17 protein-coding genes and 1 riboswitch are annotated in these 14,186 nt (G+C 66.4%); of the genes, 15 read left to right on the top strand and 2 right to left on the bottom strand.

Annotation, left to right across the window (positions count from 1 at the left end; translation table 11 throughout):
* The first annotated feature begins 2 nt into the window (after nucleotides 1-2).
* From ACSFBM_RS26145 to ACSFBM_RS26105, 9 genes are all read left to right on the top strand, one after another.
* The gene (locus ACSFBM_RS26145; RefSeq protein WP_435487012.1) at nucleotides 3-482 is read left to right on the top strand and encodes a PaaI family thioesterase; all 480 of its coding nucleotides are present in this window, start codon (nucleotides 3-5) and stop codon (nucleotides 480-482) included.
* Entirely contained in the window at nucleotides 479-2,332 is a 1,854-nt protein-coding gene (locus ACSFBM_RS26140) for an acyl-CoA dehydrogenase (RefSeq protein WP_435487011.1), read from the top strand. The genes ACSFBM_RS26145 and ACSFBM_RS26140 overlap by 4 nt, the downstream gene beginning before the upstream one ends.
* Nucleotides 2,332-2,610 carry a hypothetical protein gene (locus tag ACSFBM_RS26135; RefSeq protein WP_435487010.1) on the top strand — a complete coding sequence of 93 codons (279 nt, stop codon included), beginning with the start codon at nucleotides 2,332-2,334 and terminating at the stop codon, nucleotides 2,608-2,610. The genes ACSFBM_RS26140 and ACSFBM_RS26135 overlap by 1 nt, the downstream gene beginning before the upstream one ends.
* A 23-nt stretch (nucleotides 2,611-2,633) precedes the next feature.
* Complete coding sequence (locus ACSFBM_RS26130; protein WP_435487009.1) at nucleotides 2,634-2,936, top strand: Dabb family protein; 303 nt, start codon at nucleotides 2,634-2,636, stop codon at nucleotides 2,934-2,936.
* 33 nt (nucleotides 2,937-2,969) lie between these two features.
* Nucleotides 2,970-3,764 carry an SDR family oxidoreductase gene (locus ACSFBM_RS26125; protein ID WP_435440295.1) on the top strand — a complete coding sequence of 265 codons (795 nt, stop codon included), beginning with the start codon at nucleotides 2,970-2,972 and terminating at the stop codon, nucleotides 3,762-3,764.
* A 1-nt stretch (nucleotide 3,765) separates the two neighbouring features.
* Nucleotides 3,766-4,230 (top strand): PaaI family thioesterase, encoded by a 465-nt coding sequence (locus ACSFBM_RS26120; RefSeq protein WP_435487008.1) that lies wholly within the window; start codon nucleotides 3,766-3,768, stop codon nucleotides 4,228-4,230.
* Between the two features lie 25 nt (nucleotides 4,231-4,255).
* Entirely contained in the window at nucleotides 4,256-5,272 is a 1,017-nt protein-coding gene (locus ACSFBM_RS26115; protein ID WP_435487007.1) for an NADP-dependent oxidoreductase, read from the top strand.
* 35 nt (nucleotides 5,273-5,307) lie between these two features.
* Nucleotides 5,308-6,246, top strand: a complete 939-nt coding sequence (locus ACSFBM_RS26110) for a glutathione S-transferase family protein (RefSeq protein WP_435487006.1) — start codon at nucleotides 5,308-5,310, stop codon at nucleotides 6,244-6,246.
* A 106-nt stretch (nucleotides 6,247-6,352) separates the two neighbouring features.
* Complete coding sequence (locus tag ACSFBM_RS26105; protein WP_435487005.1) at nucleotides 6,353-7,258, top strand: SDR family oxidoreductase; 906 nt, start codon at nucleotides 6,353-6,355, stop codon at nucleotides 7,256-7,258.
* A gap of 12 nt (nucleotides 7,259-7,270) precedes the next feature.
* On the opposite strand, the gene ACSFBM_RS26100 is transcribed toward ACSFBM_RS26105, so the two are convergent.
* Entirely contained in the window at nucleotides 7,271-7,939 is a 669-nt protein-coding gene (locus ACSFBM_RS26100; RefSeq protein WP_435487004.1) for an FMN-dependent NADH-azoreductase, read from the bottom strand.
* Nucleotides 7,940-8,073: 134 nt separating this feature from the next.
* On the opposite strand from ACSFBM_RS26100, the gene ACSFBM_RS26095 reads away from it, so the two are divergent.
* From ACSFBM_RS26095 to mntP, 6 genes are all read left to right on the top strand, one after another.
* Nucleotides 8,074-9,030, top strand: a complete 957-nt coding sequence (locus ACSFBM_RS26095) for a LysR substrate-binding domain-containing protein (RefSeq protein WP_435487003.1) — start codon at nucleotides 8,074-8,076, stop codon at nucleotides 9,028-9,030.
* Nucleotides 9,027-9,617, top strand: a complete 591-nt coding sequence (locus tag ACSFBM_RS26090; protein ID WP_435487002.1) for a hypothetical protein — start codon at nucleotides 9,027-9,029, stop codon at nucleotides 9,615-9,617. The genes ACSFBM_RS26095 and ACSFBM_RS26090 overlap by 4 nt, the downstream gene beginning before the upstream one ends.
* On the top strand, nucleotides 9,610-10,257 hold the full coding sequence (locus ACSFBM_RS26085) for an ATP-binding protein (protein WP_435487001.1): 648 nt from the start codon (nucleotides 9,610-9,612) through the stop codon (nucleotides 10,255-10,257). Before ACSFBM_RS26090 ends, ACSFBM_RS26085 begins: the two co-directional genes overlap by 8 nt.
* A gap of 183 nt (nucleotides 10,258-10,440) precedes the next feature.
* The gene (gene cysS, locus ACSFBM_RS26080) at nucleotides 10,441-11,814 is read left to right on the top strand and encodes a cysteine--tRNA ligase (RefSeq protein ID WP_435487000.1); all 1,374 of its coding nucleotides are present in this window, start codon (nucleotides 10,441-10,443) and stop codon (nucleotides 11,812-11,814) included.
* A gap of 207 nt (nucleotides 11,815-12,021) precedes the next feature.
* Entirely contained in the window at nucleotides 12,022-12,225 is a 204-nt protein-coding gene (locus tag ACSFBM_RS26075) for a hypothetical protein (protein WP_435486999.1), read from the top strand.
* A 128-nt stretch (nucleotides 12,226-12,353) separates the two neighbouring features.
* Nucleotides 12,354-12,524: riboswitch (yybP-ykoY riboswitch) on the top strand.
* Between the two features lie 14 nt (nucleotides 12,525-12,538).
* On the top strand, nucleotides 12,539-13,108 hold the full coding sequence (gene mntP, locus ACSFBM_RS26070) for a manganese efflux pump MntP (RefSeq protein ID WP_435486998.1): 570 nt from the start codon (nucleotides 12,539-12,541) through the stop codon (nucleotides 13,106-13,108).
* Between the two features lie 56 nt (nucleotides 13,109-13,164).
* Here mntP and ACSFBM_RS26065 read toward each other — a convergent pair whose 3' ends face one another.
* A complete protein-coding gene (locus ACSFBM_RS26065; RefSeq protein WP_435486997.1) occupies nucleotides 13,165-14,091 on the bottom strand; it encodes a LysR substrate-binding domain-containing protein in 927 nt (308 codons plus the stop codon).
* Nucleotides 14,092-14,186: the final 95 nt, after the last annotated feature.

The following is a 14,186-nucleotide window of genomic DNA, read 5'->3' as shown; positions in this document are numbered from 1 at the left end:
GCATGTCCGGCTTGGGCCACGACCAGCAGGTCTCGCCCGAAGCCGTTCTGGCCTACGGGCGCCGCGTGCTTGCATCGCAGCCGTTCAGCGTGCTGATCGGCGCGCAGCTGCACGCGCTCGCGCCCGGCCATGCCGAGATCCAGCTGCCGCTCGGCGCGCAGCTCAAGCAGCAGAACGGCTTCGCCCACGGCGGCATCGTGAGCTACATGGCCGACAACGCGCTGACCTTTGCCGGCGGCACGGCGCTGCGCGTGCCGGTGGTGACCTCCGAATTCAAGATCAACTACGTACGGCCCGCCCTCGGCGACCGGCTGGTCGCGCGTGCCAGGGCCGTGCACACCGGCAGTTCGCAGGCGGTCTGCACCTGCGAGGTCTTTGTGCTGGCCGACGGCGTGGAGAAGCTCTGCGCGCTGGCGCAGGGCACCATCGCGAAGTTGCCCGATTCCCCGAAGAAGCAAGACGACCGAAGAGACACACCATGAGCCTGCGTTCCACCCTCGACTTTCTGCTCTACGACTGGCTCGACGCCGAGTCGCTCAACCAGCGCGAACGCTTTGCCGATCACTCGCGCGAAACCTTCGACGCGGTGCTCGACACCTGCGAGCGCATCGCGCGCGAGAAATACGCGCCGTTCAACCGCACGGTGGACACGCAGGAGCCGCACTTCGACGGCGAGAAGGTCGTTCTTCCGAAGGCCACGCACGACGCGCACAAGGCCTTCGTCGAGTCGGGAATGATGAGCGCCGCGCAGGACTACGACATCGGCGGCATGCAGCTGCCCTACACGCTGTCGGCCGCGGCCAACAGCTTCTTCGCGATGGCCTCGGTGAGCATCGGCTCCAACATGCTCACGAGCGGCAACGCCAACCTGCTGATGGTGCACGGCACCGAGATGCAGAAAGAGGTGTTCGCCAAGAACGAGTTCTCGGGCCGCTGGGCCGGCACCATGTGCCTGTCGGAGCCGCAGGCCGGCTCGTCGCTGAGCGACGTGGCCACGCGCGCCGTCCCCGACGGCGCCGACTTCCAGGGCGACCCGCTGGGCCCGCGCTACCGCCTCACGGGCAACAAGATGTGGATCTCGTCGGGCGACCACGAGCTGACCGAGAACATCGTGCACATCGTGCTGGCCAAGATTCCCGACGAGAACGGCAAGCTGGTGCCGGGCACGCGCGGCATTTCGCTGTTCATCGTGCCCAAGCGCATGGTCGACACGCAGGGCGCGCTGACCGGCGAGCGCAACGACGTGGCGCTGGCGGGCCTGAACCACAAGCTGGGCTGGCGCGGCACCACCAACACGCTGCTGAACTTCGGCGAGGGCAAGTACCCGGTCGACGGCAAGGCCGGTGCGGTGGGTTACCTGGTCGGCGAGCCCGGCAAGGGCCTGCACTGCATGTTCCACATGATGAACGAGGCGCGCATCGGCGTCGGCACGGCCGCCACCATGCTGGGCATGGCGGGGTACCACGCCTCGCTCGAATACGCGAAGAGCCGCCCGCAGGGACGGCTGGTGAAGAAGCCGGACGTCGCCGGGGCAGCGGTGGCCAAGGACTCGGCCGCGCCGCAGGTGCGCATCATCGAACACGCCGACGTGCGCCGCATGCTGCTGGCGCAGAAGTCGTACTGCGAGGGCGCGCTGGCGCTGGAGCTGTACTGCGCACGCCTGGTCGACGAGCAGAAGACCGGCGACGCGCAAGCCACCGACGACGCCCGCCTGCTGCTGGAGGTGCTCACGCCCATCGCCAAGAGCTGGCCCAGCGAGTGGTGCCTGGAGGCGAATTCGCTGGCCATCCAGGTGCACGGCGGCTACGGCTACACGCGCGATTTTCCGGTGGAGCAGTACTGGCGCGACAACCGGCTGAACATGATCCACGAGGGCACGCACGGCATCCAGGCGGCCGACCTGCTGGGCCGCAAGGTGCTGATGGAAAAGGGCCGCGGCCTGCAGCTGCTGGCCGGGCGCATGACCGGCACCATCGGCCGCGCGACCAAGGTGCCGTCGCTGGCGGCCCACGCCAAGGCGCTGGGCGCCGCGCTGCAGCGCATCGGCAGCGCGACCGAGGCCGCCTGGTCCACCGGCGACCCGGCCGATGCACTGGCCAATGCGGTGCCCTACATGCAGGCCTTCGGCCACACGGTGCTGGCCTGGATCTGGCTCGACGTGGCGCAAAGGGCCCTGGACATCGACGGTGAAAAGGCGAGGGCGGTAACAGCTGGCAAGATTGGCGCCACGGACTATTTCTTCCACTACGAGCTGCCCAAAATCGGTGCCTGGCTCCAGGTGGTCGAAACCCGCGACCCGACCTGTACCGCTTTGCCCGAGGACGCCTTTTGATGGCCATCAACAATTCGCCGAACGCCAACCCCACCCCGAACACCACGCCCCCCGCCGCCAAGCCGCCGAAGCCGCATGCGCGGCTCGAAAAGTGGATCTGGATCCTGATCTACGGCGGCCTGTTCGTCATGATCCTCGGCATTGCCACCGGCCGCACCGATGCGGCGCTGGGCTGGACCATCGCCGTGCCCGGTGCCGTCGTGGCCGCCGTCGGCTTCGTGCTGATCTACGTGCGTTCGCGCCTGCCGAACGACGTCACCCCCGACACCAAAAAGTAAGAACAGAAGGACAAGGCCCCGCCATGCTCAAGCACATCGTGATGTGGAAGTTCAAGGAACACGCCGAGGGCGCCGACAAGGCGACCAACCTGCTGAAAGCCAAGGCGCTGCTCGACGCCTGCGCCAAGCTGTCGCCCGGCACGCACCGCTTCGAGGTCGCCATTGCCCAGCCCGGACTGGAAGCCACTTACGACCTGGTCCTGTACGCCGAATTCACCGACGCCGCCGCGCTCGCGGCCTATGCGGACCATCCGCAGCACGTGGCGCTCAAGCCTTTCATCGGCGCGGTTCGCGAAGCCCGCCAGTGCATGGACTACGAGACCTGAACCCGACCCTTCCACAAGCAACGGAGACACCCCATGACGCCCCGCAACATCAAACAGCTGTTCGACCTCACCGGCAAGACCGCACTCATCACCGGCGGCTCGCGCGGCCTGGGCCTGCAGATGGCCCACGCGCTGGGCGAAGCCGGCGCCAGGATCATGCTGAGTTCGCGCAAGGCCGACGACCTGGAACAAGCCGCCGCCGAGCTGCAGGCCGCCGGCATCGACGCGCGCTGGATCGCCGCCGACTGCTCGAAGGAAGAAGACACCCGCCGCCTGGCCGACGAGACGCTGGAGCGCATGGGCGCCGTCGACATCCTCATCAACAACGCCGGCGCCAGCTGGGGCGCGCCGGCGGAGAGCCATCCGGTCGAGGCCTGGGACAAGGTGATGAACCTCAACGTGCGCGGCTACTTCATCCTGTCGCAGCAGATCGCCAACGGCTACATGATTCCGAAGAAGACGGGGCGCATCATCAACATCGCCTCGATCGCCGGCCTCAACGGCAACGGCCCGGGCATGCAGACGCTGGCGTACAACACCTCGAAGACAGCGGTCATCGGTTTCACCAAGACACTGGCCGCCGAGTGGGGGCGGTACGGCATCAACGTGAACGCCATCTGCCCGGGTTTCTTCATGACGAAGATGGCTGCGGGGCTGATCAAGTCGCTCGGCGAGGACAACATGGCAGCCGCCGCACCGCTCGGGCGCCTCGGCGACGAGGAAGACCTGAAGGGCATCACGCTGCTGTACGCGAGCGATGCCGGCAAGCACATCACCGGCCAGTGGATGGCGGTGGACGGCGGCGTCAGCGTGGTGCTCGGGGCCTGAGATGTCTGCCTCCGATTCCAGCGACATCAACATCCGCTCCTACACGAGCCAGATTCCGTTCGCCCGCCATCTCGGCTTCGAGCTGACGAAGTTCGAGGGCGGCGAGTCCGAGATCCTGTACACCGCCAAGCCCGAACACCTGAACACCTTCGACGTGACCCACGGCGGCGCCTGCATGACGCTGCTCGACATCACCATGGCAGCCGCCGCGCGCAGCGTGTCGCCCGAATCCGGCGTGGTCACCATCGAGATGAAGACCAGCTTCATGCAGCCCTCCGTCGGCCCGCTGCATGCGCGCGGCACGCTCATCCACCGGACCGCCACGCTGGCCTTCACCGAAGCCAAGATCTACGACGAGCAGGAGCGCGTGTGCGCCCATGCCACCGGCACCTTCAAGTATGTGAAGCGGCGCCTCCCCACGGGCCCGACGAGCGTCAACGAGATGCGCCCGCCTTCCACCGATTAATTGCATTTCCCCGCAGGAGCCATTCATGCCCACCAACAAGCAGATCCACCTCGACAACCGCCCCGAAGGCGAAGCCACCGCGTCCAACTTCAAGCTCGTCACGAGCGAGACGCCCGCGCTCAATGACAACCAGGTGCTGGTGCGCCACCACTACATGAGCCTCGACCCGTACATGCGCGGGCGCATGAACGACTCGAAGAGCTACACCGCCAACCAGCCCGTGGGCCAGGTGTTCCAGGGCGGCACCGTCGGCGAAGTGGTCGAGAGCAAGCACCCCAAGTACGCCGTGGGCGACAAGGTGGTCGGCTTCGGCGGCTGGCAGCAATACAGCGTGGTCGATGCCTCGCAGCCCGGCGCGCTGAAGAAGGTCGACACCACGCACGTGCCGCTGTCGCACTACCTGGGCGCGGTCGGCATGCCCGGCGTCACCGCCTGGTACGGCCTGGTGAAGATCATTGCGCCCAAGGCCGGCGAAACCGTGGTCATCACGGCGGCCAGCGGCGCGGTCGGCAGCGCCTTCGGCGCGCTGGCCAAGGCACGCGGCCTGCGCGTGGTCGGCATCGCGGGCGGACCCGACAAGTGCAAGTACGTGACCGACGAGCTCGGCTTCGACGCCTGCATCGACTACAAGCAGCACCCCGACGTCAAGAGCATGAGCGCCGCGCTGAAGGAAGCCTGCCCGAACGGCATCGACGGCTATTTCGAGAACGTGGGCGGCTACATCTTCGACGCCGTGCTGCTGCGCTGCAACGCCTTCGCCCGCGTGGCGCTGTGCGGAATGATCGCCGGCTACGACGGTGCGCCGCTGCCGCTCGCGAACCCGGCGCTGATCCTCATCAACCGCCTGAAGATCGAAGGCTTCATCGTCAGCGAGCACATGGAGGTGTGGCCCGAGGCGCTGGCCGAACTGGGCGCGCTGGTGGGCAGCGGCAAGCTCAAGCCGCGCGAGTCGGTTGCACAGGGCATCGAGGCCGCGCCCGAAGCCTTCCTGGGGCTGCTGAAGGGCAAGAACTTCGGCAAGCAACTGGTCAAGCTGATCTGAGCCGATTCTTTCAAAACCACCGCACGGGAACGACCATGGCAGACCTCATCCTTCACCACTACCTGACATCGCCGTTCTCGGAGAAGGTGCGGCTCATCCTCGGTGCCAAGAAGCTGCCGTGGAAGTCGGTCTTCATCCCGCCGATCATGCCCAAGCCCGACGTGGAAGCGCTCACAGGCGGCTATCGCAAGACACCGTTCCTGCAGATCGGCGCCGACATGTACTGCGACAGCGCGCTCATCGCCGACGTGCTGGAGCACCTGGCGCCCGAACCCACGCTCTACCCGGAGCCGGAGAAGGGCATGTCGCGCATCCTCGCGCAGTGGGCCGACACCACGCTGTTTTGGGCCGCCATGGCCTGGAACCTGCAGCCCAAGGGTGCGGCCGAAGTGTTCGCCAAGGCCCCGCCCGAGGCGCTGAAGGCCTTCGGCGAAGACCGCGGAAAGATGAGCGCGGGCAACATGACCCGCCTGCGCCCGGCCGATGCCACCAGCGCCTACAAGTCGTACCTGCGCCGCCTGTCGGACATGCTCGACGACAAGCCCTTCCTCCTGGGCGAAGTGCCCACCATCGCCGACTTCTCGACCTACCACCCGCTCTGGTACACGCGCCGCATCGAGTCGGTGCGCACCATCCTCGACCTCACGCCCGCGGTGGTCGACTGGATGGACCGCATGGCCGCCATCGGCCACGGCGTGCCCGAGAAGTTCACCAGCGACGAGGCCATTGCCGTGGCCAAGGCTGCCACGCCGCACTCGCTGCTGACCGACAGCACCTTCCAGGACGACCACGGCATTCCGCTCGGTACGGCCGTCACCATTCGCGCCGAGAGCTTCGGCCTCGAGGAAACGCCAGGCACGCTGGTCGCGGCCACGCGCACCCACTACACGCTGGAGCGCAGCGACGAGCGCGTGGGCACGGTGCACGTGCACTTCCCGCGCATCGGCTACGTGCTGAAGAAAGCGGACGCCTGACATCGCGATCGCCCGGCCGGAGCACCTTCGTGACTGCGCCCGCGCGCGTTCCGTATTTCAATGGCAGCTCCAACGTCAGAGACATTCAACAGAAGGACACCGGCAAATGATTCAGGACTTCAAGGGCAAGACGGCCGTACTCACCGGCGCGGGCTCGGGCTTCGGCATCGAATGCGCGCGCATCGGCGCGGCACGCGGCATGAACCTCGTGCTGGTCGACGTGCAGCAGGACGCACTCGACAAGGCCCAGGCCGAAATGGAAGCCGCCGGTGCGCAGGTGCTGGCACGCAAGGTCGACGTGTCCGATGCCGCGCAGATGGAAGCACTGGCCGCCGCCGTGAAGGAACGCTTCGGCGCGCCGCACTTCGTGTTCAACAACGCGGGCGTGGGCGCCGGCGGCCTCGTGTGGGAAAACACCGTGGCCGACTGGGAGTGGGTGCTGGGCGTGGACCTGTGGGGCGTGATTCACGGCGTGCGCCTGTTCACGCCGATGATGCTCGAGGCCGCCGCCAAGGACCCCGCCTACCGCGGCCACATCACCAACACCGCCAGCATGGCCGGGCTGCTCACGCCGCCGAACATGGGCATCTACAACGCGGCCAAGGCGGCCGTGGTGAGCCTGACCGAAACGATGTACCAGGACCTGAACCTCGTCACCGACCAGATCGGCGCGAGCCTGCTGTGCCCGTACTTCGTGCCCACCGGCATCACCAGCAGCGAGCGCAACCGCCCGAACGCGCCCAAGGACAGCGAACTCACCAAGAGCCAGCTCATCGGCCAGGGCATGAGCAACAAGGCGGTGAGCAGCGGCAAGATCACGGCGGCCGAAGTGGCGGCCAAGGTGTTCGACGCCATCACCGCCAACCAGTTCTACGTGTACAGCCACCCGAAGGCGCTGGGCAACGTGCGCAGCCGCATGGAGAACATCGTGTCGGGCAGCAACCCGGCCGACCCGTTCCTGGAGCGGCCCGAAATCGGGCAGAAGCTGCGCGAGCAATTGCGCTCGGCTTGAACCGCTTCTTCCTCAGGAGCCCTGCAACTCGCCCACCAGCGTCTGGACGCGGGTGAGCGCGGCGGCCATCGACTGTTGGAACAGGTCGCCGGGGTCCTCGGCATGCTCGATAGTCACGCTGTGCATTTCCGTGAGCCCCAGCAGCGCCAACGGGCTCGCGATGCCGGGCGTCAGCAGGTCCATGCTGGCCTGGAAGCCGCCCGGCCCGTAGCCGCTGCTGCCGCATGACGCGAGCAGCACCGTGAGGCGATGGCGCTCGGCCAGCAGCGGCACATAGGGGTTCTCGCAACCTCGGTCGAAGTCGAATGTCGCGCCGATGCGCACGATGTTGTCGATCCATGCCTTCAGCGGCGCCGGCATGCCGAAGTTGTACATCGGCACCCCGATCACCAGCACGTCCGCACGGCGCAGTTCTGCAATCAGGGCATCGCTTTCTTCGAGCACGGCATGCATCCACGGTTCGCGCCGGGCGGCCGGCGTGTAGCCTGCCGCGATCCATTCACCGGTGATGTGGCCCGGCGGCGTGGCGCCGATGTCGCGGTAGATCACTTCATCGTCGGGCCGCGCGGCGCGCCAGGTCGACACGAAATGGTGGCTGAGCCGGCGCGAATGCGAGCCGTGCAAGTGCGTGCCCGAACGGCCGGGGCGGGCGCTGGCGTCGATGTGGAGCAGGGTGGTCATGGTGCGGTCCTCTTTGACGGAGTCGATGGATGAAGTGGATTCAGCTGTCTGCTTGACACGGTTCTCAATCTATCCAAGCATCCGGAGCGCGACAAACGACGATTTCTTTGCGCTGCTAAAAATTCAATTCATTCATGAACAACCCGCGTCAACTCCCGCCGCTGGCGTCGCTGCGCGCTTTCGAGGCCGCTGCGCGGCACTGCAGCGCCAAGCTCGCCGCGAGCGAGCTTTCGGTGACACCCACGGCCATCAGCCACCAGGTGCGGCAGCTCGAAGAATCGCTCGGCGTGGCGCTCTTCATCCGCCAGCCGAGGCAACTGGTGCTCACGCCGCAGGGCCGCGAGCTGCAGGCGGTGCTGGGCGAATCGTTCGATGCCATGGCGAATGCGGTGGCGCGGCTGCGCGCGCCGCCCCGTCGCCAGGCGATCACGCTGTCGGCCACACCCGCCGTGGCTGCGCGCTGGCTGTTGCCGCGCGTGAGCAGCCTGCGCGAGAAGCATCCACGGCTGGACCTGCGCATTCATGCGTCGCACGAGGCGGTCGCGCTCGACGGCGTCACCGCCGACATCGCCATCCGCTATGGCAAGGGGCAATGGCCGGGCATGGTCGCGGAGAAGCTGTTCGACAACGTCTTTGCGCCGGCCTGCAGCCCCGCGCTGAAGCTGCGCCGGCGCGGCGACCTGACGCGGCATGCGCTGTTGCACTTCTCGCTGCCCCGCAGCAGGAGCCAGCCCGGCACCTGGCGCGAGTGGCAACACGAGGCGCAGGTGCCGGGCCTCGACGTGTCGGCGGGGCCCGTGTTCTCCGACGAGACGCACACCGTGTCGGCCGCGCTGCAGGGGCAGGGCGTGGCGCTGATGAGCCTTGCGCTGATCGCCGATGAACTGCGCGCGGGCAACCTCGTGCAGCCGTTCGGGCCGCAGTTGCCGGGGCTGCCGTTCTTCCTCGTGTGTCCGCAGGCGCGGCGTTCGGAGCCCGCCGTGGCGGCGGTGTTCGAGTGGGTGAAGGGGCTGGCGCCGCTGGATGCGATCGCTTCAGTCGAAGAAAAGCCCGCCAAGGCGGATGCAACAGGAGGCGCACGCAAGCCATGACGCAGGAAGACGAGCGCGAGTTTCTAGCCGCAAGAAAATCCTTGACCGAGCGAGGCATGGAGGTTTCCGTGCTCATTCCGAACGAGCGGCTGAGGGTCTGGAAAGAGGAGGGTGACACGCTTGAAATGAATCGCCTGGCAACTCGCTGGACCGTGGTCCGATGGGACTGTGTGCCCGGACCCGGACCGGATGATTTCCACGCCGAGTACGCGACGCTCGATGAGGCGCTTCTGAGCATCTGGAATTTCTTTTTCGGCCAGCCGATCGTCATCGGCGATTGGGTTGTGCCGATTCATCGTCGTCCGTTCTGGACGCTGGGCAGGCTTCAGTACCGTCTTGCCAACCTTGTGCACGTCAGCCAGAGCGCATTCGATGCGATCGCTGAACAGCGGCGACTGCGCGCGCGAACGTCGCCGAAAAAAGAGCATGGTTTCGCGTATCAGGCGGAAGTCTCTCAGTTTCTGCGTTGCGACCACGTCTCCGGGTCGGTATTGCGGTTGATGGTGCGTCGCGATCTGGAGGAGGCGTATGTGGTCGACGCTGGAAGCGTGGCCGATTGCGAGGAAAGAGATGAGACCCATGAGTGAAGACTTTTCGCCCCGCGAGATTGAAATCCTGACCAGTGCCGAAGCGGTGCGCCGGCGCACGCACATGTACTTCGACGCGGAGGATCCTGACATCGCCGCAACGCTGACGATGCAGTCGTTGTGCCATGCCATCGACGATGCAATGGACGGCCGCTGTACCGCCGTCCTGCTGCGCGTGGAGGGACCGCGCTTCGAGGTCCGGTACGACAGCGGGATGCCGCTGGAGCCCGACTCGGAACATCCGCAGTGGACTGTCGCCGAGGTCTTTCTCAGGGTGCATGCGGCCTGCCATTCGCGCAAGCGTCACCTCGAGGTGGGCTCCGAGTTCTGCCGGATCGGGCTTGCCGTTCTCAATGCGGTGTGCAGTGAATTGACCGCGGAGATCGACGACGCAGGCATGTCCACGTCGCTGCGTTTCGAGCGCGGCGAGTTGGTCGATTCGTCTGCGCTTCGGCCAACCGAGCGCCGAGACGGAACGCGGCTGTGCTTCACGCTCGACGCAAGCATTCTTCGGGACGTCGTTCCTCGGGAGGCGGCGCTGCGCCATGCCATCGATGCGCTGCACGCTCGCTTCCAGGGCCTTGCGATTTCAATGGAATATGGGAGCGCAGCGTTTGACCAGCCCACCATCGAGCGCTAGCATCGCCTTCATGTTCACCCCCGCATCCTTGTCCTCTCGCCTCGTGCGCGCATGCTGTCTCAGCGTGCCATGGAGTGCTTGCGGCTAGCGAATCTGTTCACGTCCGCATCCTCGATGGCCACCCGTTGCAAGACCGGTGGCCTTTTTGTTGTCTGCGTTTCTTCCGGCATCACGAAAGCCTGCATGTCCCTAGCCCTGTACGACACCTGGTCGCGCGCCGTGCGTCCATTCGCCCCCTTGCAGCCCAGCCACGTGGGACTGTATTGCTGCGGACCGACGGTGTACGACCACGCGCACATCGGCAACCTGCGAACCTACGTGTTCGAGGACGTGTTGCGCCGTGTGCTCGAGCTGAACGGGTACGCCGTGCGGCATGTGGTGAACATCACCGACGTCGGCCACCTCGTGTCCGACGCCGACGAGGGCGAAGACAAGATGGAGAAGGGAAGCCGGCGCGCCGGAGAGTCCGCATGGGCCATCGCGCAGCGCTACACCGCTGCCTTCCAGGCCGATTGGCGGGCGCTGAATCTGCTGGAGCCCACGGCCTGGCCGCGTGCCACGGACTACATTCCCGAGCAGGTGGCGTTCATCGGCGAGCTGGAGCGCAAGGGCTACACCTACCAGACCGCCGACGGGCTCTACTTCGACACCACGCGACAGGACGACTATGGCCACCTGGCCCGGCTGGACCGCGAAGGCCTGCGGGCCGGAACACGCGTTGCGATGGGTGAGAAGCGCAGCATCTCGGACTTCGCGCTCTGGAAGTTCAGTCCGGCGGGCGCCCATCGGCAAATGGAATGGGACAGCCCCTGGGGGCGCGGCTTTCCCGGCTGGCACATCGAATGCTCCGCCATGTCGGCCGCGCTGCTGGGGCCGTGGTTCGACATTCATTGCGGTGGCGAAGACCACGTCGCGGTGCACCACAGCAATGAGATTGCGCAGACGCAGGCCTGCCATGGCACCCGGGTTGCCAATTTCTGGATGCACGGGCACTTTCTCACGCTGGACGACAAGAAGATGGCCAAGGCGGACGGCGGCTTCCTGCGCCTTCAGACATTGATCGACCAGGGCATCGACCCGATGGCCTATCGCTACCTGTGCCTGACCGCGCACTACCGAAGCACCTTGCGTTTCACAGAAGAGGCGATGAACGCGGCGCAGTCGGCACTGGACCGGCTGCGCAGAAGCTATGCAAGCTGGCCACCCGGCGGCGTTGCCGACCATGACTTCGTCGCTCGCTTCGACACTGAGGTCAACCAGGACTTGAACCTGCCGCGCGCGTTGGCCGTCCTGTGGGAGCTGGTCAGGGGCAATTTGCCGCCGGAGGTCCGACGCGCCACGGTCGACCATTTCGATACCGTGCTCGGGTTGCGCGTGGGGCAGTGGACGCCGCACCCGCACCGTATTCCCGCAGAGGTTGCCACCTTGCTTGCCCAGCGCCAGGTCGCGCGTGCCGACAAAGACTGGGTGCAGGCCGATCGTCTTCGTGATGCGTTGAGGGCCCTGGGCTGGCAAGTGGAGGATGGAGCTAGCGGACAGCGGCCGAATCCGCTCTGACACGGTGAAGGGAGGATGGCGCCTTTGCGCGAAGCTGTCTGTCAAGTCGCGCCAGGGCAACGCGCCCATCCATTCCGCCCATGCCGACCACAAGGCACAAAAATGAGGGCTTCCAGTTTGGCGTCGTGGCCAACTTGAAACAAATTCTGTAAGAGTTTCGATTGCCTGAAGGCTACTATTCAAGGCATAAAACAGACAAGGAGCCCCATGGAGACGTACCCCACCCTTCGCCAGGCCACAGGTGTAGCCCGCACCCTCAGCAAGCGCTCGTCATGCACCATCGTGGTCTACCGCGTGGGCGAGGAAAAGTTCGTGGCAGCGCATGCCACCGACCCCGTGGAAGGCGGAACCATCGAAGGCGTGTACCGCGACGGGTACGTCGTGAAGACGCTGCTGACAAAGAAGGACTGACCGGTCCGGTTCCTTCGCTTCAAGAGCCTCCTTCGGGAGGCTTTTTTGCGGGGTCGATCAAGCCAAGACCCTGCCGCCAAAGCAGTCGCTGTCACACGGGCGTTGCAACCGGCCCACTAGAATCGCCGCTCCCTTGGGGAGTAGCCGGCTTCCGGACTTCGGAAGCGCTCACGTCAACATACTCGGTTCGCACCATGCGACCGTGGCGTGAGCAGCCGAAAGGTTGGCGAGACCAGCGGTGCACGAACGCGGCCTTGGCCGGCGGGTTCGTGTGCCGCGGCGTCTTGAACCGGCCTTGCCTGCTACTTCCAAAATGAACCTTGCTTCCACGATCCTCCTTGCATTCGCCATGTCGACGGATGCTTTCGCCGCCGCTGTCGGCAAAGGCGCAGCACTGCGCAAACCTTCCTGGCGCGAAGCCCTGCGCACGGGACTCATCTTCGGCGTCATCGAGGCGATCACGCCGGTCATCGGCTGGGCGGCGGGCCTTGCCGCCGCGAGCTACGTCGCGAAATGGGACCACTGGATCGCGGTCACGCTGCTCAGCGTGCTGGGCCTGCGCATGATCTGGGCGGGCTTCGGCGCACCCGACGCCGTCGACGACAAGCCGAGCCGCAACTCCTTCTGGACGCTCGCGATCACCGGCTTCGCCACGAGCATCGACGCCATGGCGGTGGGTGTCGGGCTGGCCTTCATCAACGTCAACATCGCGTGGACCGCGCTGGCCATCGGGCTGGCGACGATGACGATGGTGACCCTCGGCGTGATGGTGGGGCGCGTGCTGGGCGCGGTGGTCGGCAAGCGCGCCGAGATCCTGGGCGGCGTGGTGCTGATCGGGATCGGGTTCTTCATTCTTTACGAGCACCTGAACGGCATGGCTTGAGCCCAGGCTGAACGGGTTCGCCGGGCTGCACGCGCTTGCGCGCGCGTGCAGCATCGTCAGCCGGCAACGGCCTGCGCCGCGACCCAGTCCCACACCGCGCGAATCGCCGGTTCGTTCTGCCGCCCGTGGGCCGCCGCAAGAAAGTAGCTGCCGGTAGCCAGCGCGGGCCCGAAGGGCTGCACCAGCGCCCCGCTGCGCAGTTCTTCCGCGGACAGCGTGAGGCTCAGCAGCGCCACGCCATGCCCCGCGAGCGCCGCCAGCGTGGCGTGCGTCTCGTCGGAAAACGACAGGCCCGCGGCTTTGATCCCACGCCCCCTCGGTGGCGCGATGCCGGCTTCACGAAACCAGCGCGGCCACACGGCCGGCGCAAGGGCCTGCGGCTGCCAGTCGCAATGAATGAGCTGGTGCTTCGGCAGGTCGGCCACGCGCTTCAACCCCAGCATCGGGCTGCACAGCGGCGCATAGCGCTCGGGCATGAGTTCGCGCGACACCAGCCCCGGCCAGTTGCCGCTGCCGGAGCGCACCGCGATGTCGGCGTCGCCGCGTGCAAGGTCGACCAGCGTGTCGCTCGTGTGCAAGCGCAGTTCGACGTGGGGGCATGACTTGCGGAACGCCTCCATGCGCGGCAGCACCCAGCGCGCGGCGAAGGCGGTGTTGGTCGTCAGCGTCACGGCCTGCGATGCGGCGGGTCGGCGCAGCTTGTCGACACCGGCTTGCAGCACGTCGAAGCCCGTGCGCAGATCGTCGAAGAGCCGGCGGCCAGCGGGCGTCAGCGCGAGCTGCCGCGTGAGCCTGCGAAACAACGGCTGGCCCAGCGTGTCTTCGAGCGCGCGCACCTGGTGGCTGATGGCCGACGGCGTCACCGAGAGCTCGAGCGCCGCGCGCTGAAAGCTCAGGTGGGCAGCGGCGGCCTCGAAGGCGCGCAGGGACAGCAGCGGCGGCAGCCGGCGGGGAGGGCGAACAGATGAGCCAATCTCGTCCATGGGCAGAGAAATGATCGTTTGTGGAGACGGGCCTGCATGCCTAGATTCAGGGCCTGCAACGCCATTGTGGCAGCGCAAGGCACATCAACCCAGCT

The organism is Variovorax pasteuri (assembly GCF_051216435.1).
Lineage (GTDB): Bacteria > Pseudomonadota > Gammaproteobacteria > Burkholderiales > Burkholderiaceae_C > Variovorax.
This window is presented reverse-complemented; position numbering and strand designations above follow the sequence as displayed.

Coding starts and splice junctions, on each gene's coding strand:
- ACSFBM_RS26145 (WP_435487012.1), top strand. CDS start 3: ATGTCCGGCTTGGGCCACGACCAGCAGGTCTCGCCCGAAGCCGTTCTG.
- ACSFBM_RS26140 (WP_435487011.1), top strand. CDS start 479: ATGAGCCTGCGTTCCACCCTCGACTTTCTGCTCTACGACTGGCTCGAC.
- ACSFBM_RS26135 (WP_435487010.1), top strand. CDS start 2,332: ATGGCCATCAACAATTCGCCGAACGCCAACCCCACCCCGAACACCACG.
- ACSFBM_RS26130 (WP_435487009.1), top strand. CDS start 2,634: ATGCTCAAGCACATCGTGATGTGGAAGTTCAAGGAACACGCCGAGGGC.
- ACSFBM_RS26125 (WP_435440295.1), top strand. CDS start 2,970: ATGACGCCCCGCAACATCAAACAGCTGTTCGACCTCACCGGCAAGACC.
- ACSFBM_RS26120 (WP_435487008.1), top strand. CDS start 3,766: ATGTCTGCCTCCGATTCCAGCGACATCAACATCCGCTCCTACACGAGC.
- ACSFBM_RS26115 (WP_435487007.1), top strand. CDS start 4,256: ATGCCCACCAACAAGCAGATCCACCTCGACAACCGCCCCGAAGGCGAA.
- ACSFBM_RS26110 (WP_435487006.1), top strand. CDS start 5,308: ATGGCAGACCTCATCCTTCACCACTACCTGACATCGCCGTTCTCGGAG.
- ACSFBM_RS26105 (WP_435487005.1), top strand. CDS start 6,353: ATGATTCAGGACTTCAAGGGCAAGACGGCCGTACTCACCGGCGCGGGC.
- ACSFBM_RS26100 (WP_435487004.1), bottom strand. CDS start 7,939: ATGACCACCCTGCTCCACATCGACGCCAGCGCCCGCCCCGGCCGTTCG.
- ACSFBM_RS26095 (WP_435487003.1), top strand. CDS start 8,074: ATGAACAACCCGCGTCAACTCCCGCCGCTGGCGTCGCTGCGCGCTTTC.
- ACSFBM_RS26090 (WP_435487002.1), top strand. CDS start 9,027: ATGACGCAGGAAGACGAGCGCGAGTTTCTAGCCGCAAGAAAATCCTTG.
- ACSFBM_RS26085 (WP_435487001.1), top strand. CDS start 9,610: ATGAGTGAAGACTTTTCGCCCCGCGAGATTGAAATCCTGACCAGTGCC.
- cysS (WP_435487000.1), top strand. CDS start 10,441: ATGTCCCTAGCCCTGTACGACACCTGGTCGCGCGCCGTGCGTCCATTC.
- ACSFBM_RS26075 (WP_435486999.1), top strand. CDS start 12,022: ATGGAGACGTACCCCACCCTTCGCCAGGCCACAGGTGTAGCCCGCACC.
- mntP (WP_435486998.1), top strand. CDS start 12,539: ATGAACCTTGCTTCCACGATCCTCCTTGCATTCGCCATGTCGACGGAT.
- ACSFBM_RS26065 (WP_435486997.1), bottom strand. CDS start 14,091: ATGGACGAGATTGGCTCATCTGTTCGCCCTCCCCGCCGGCTGCCGCCG.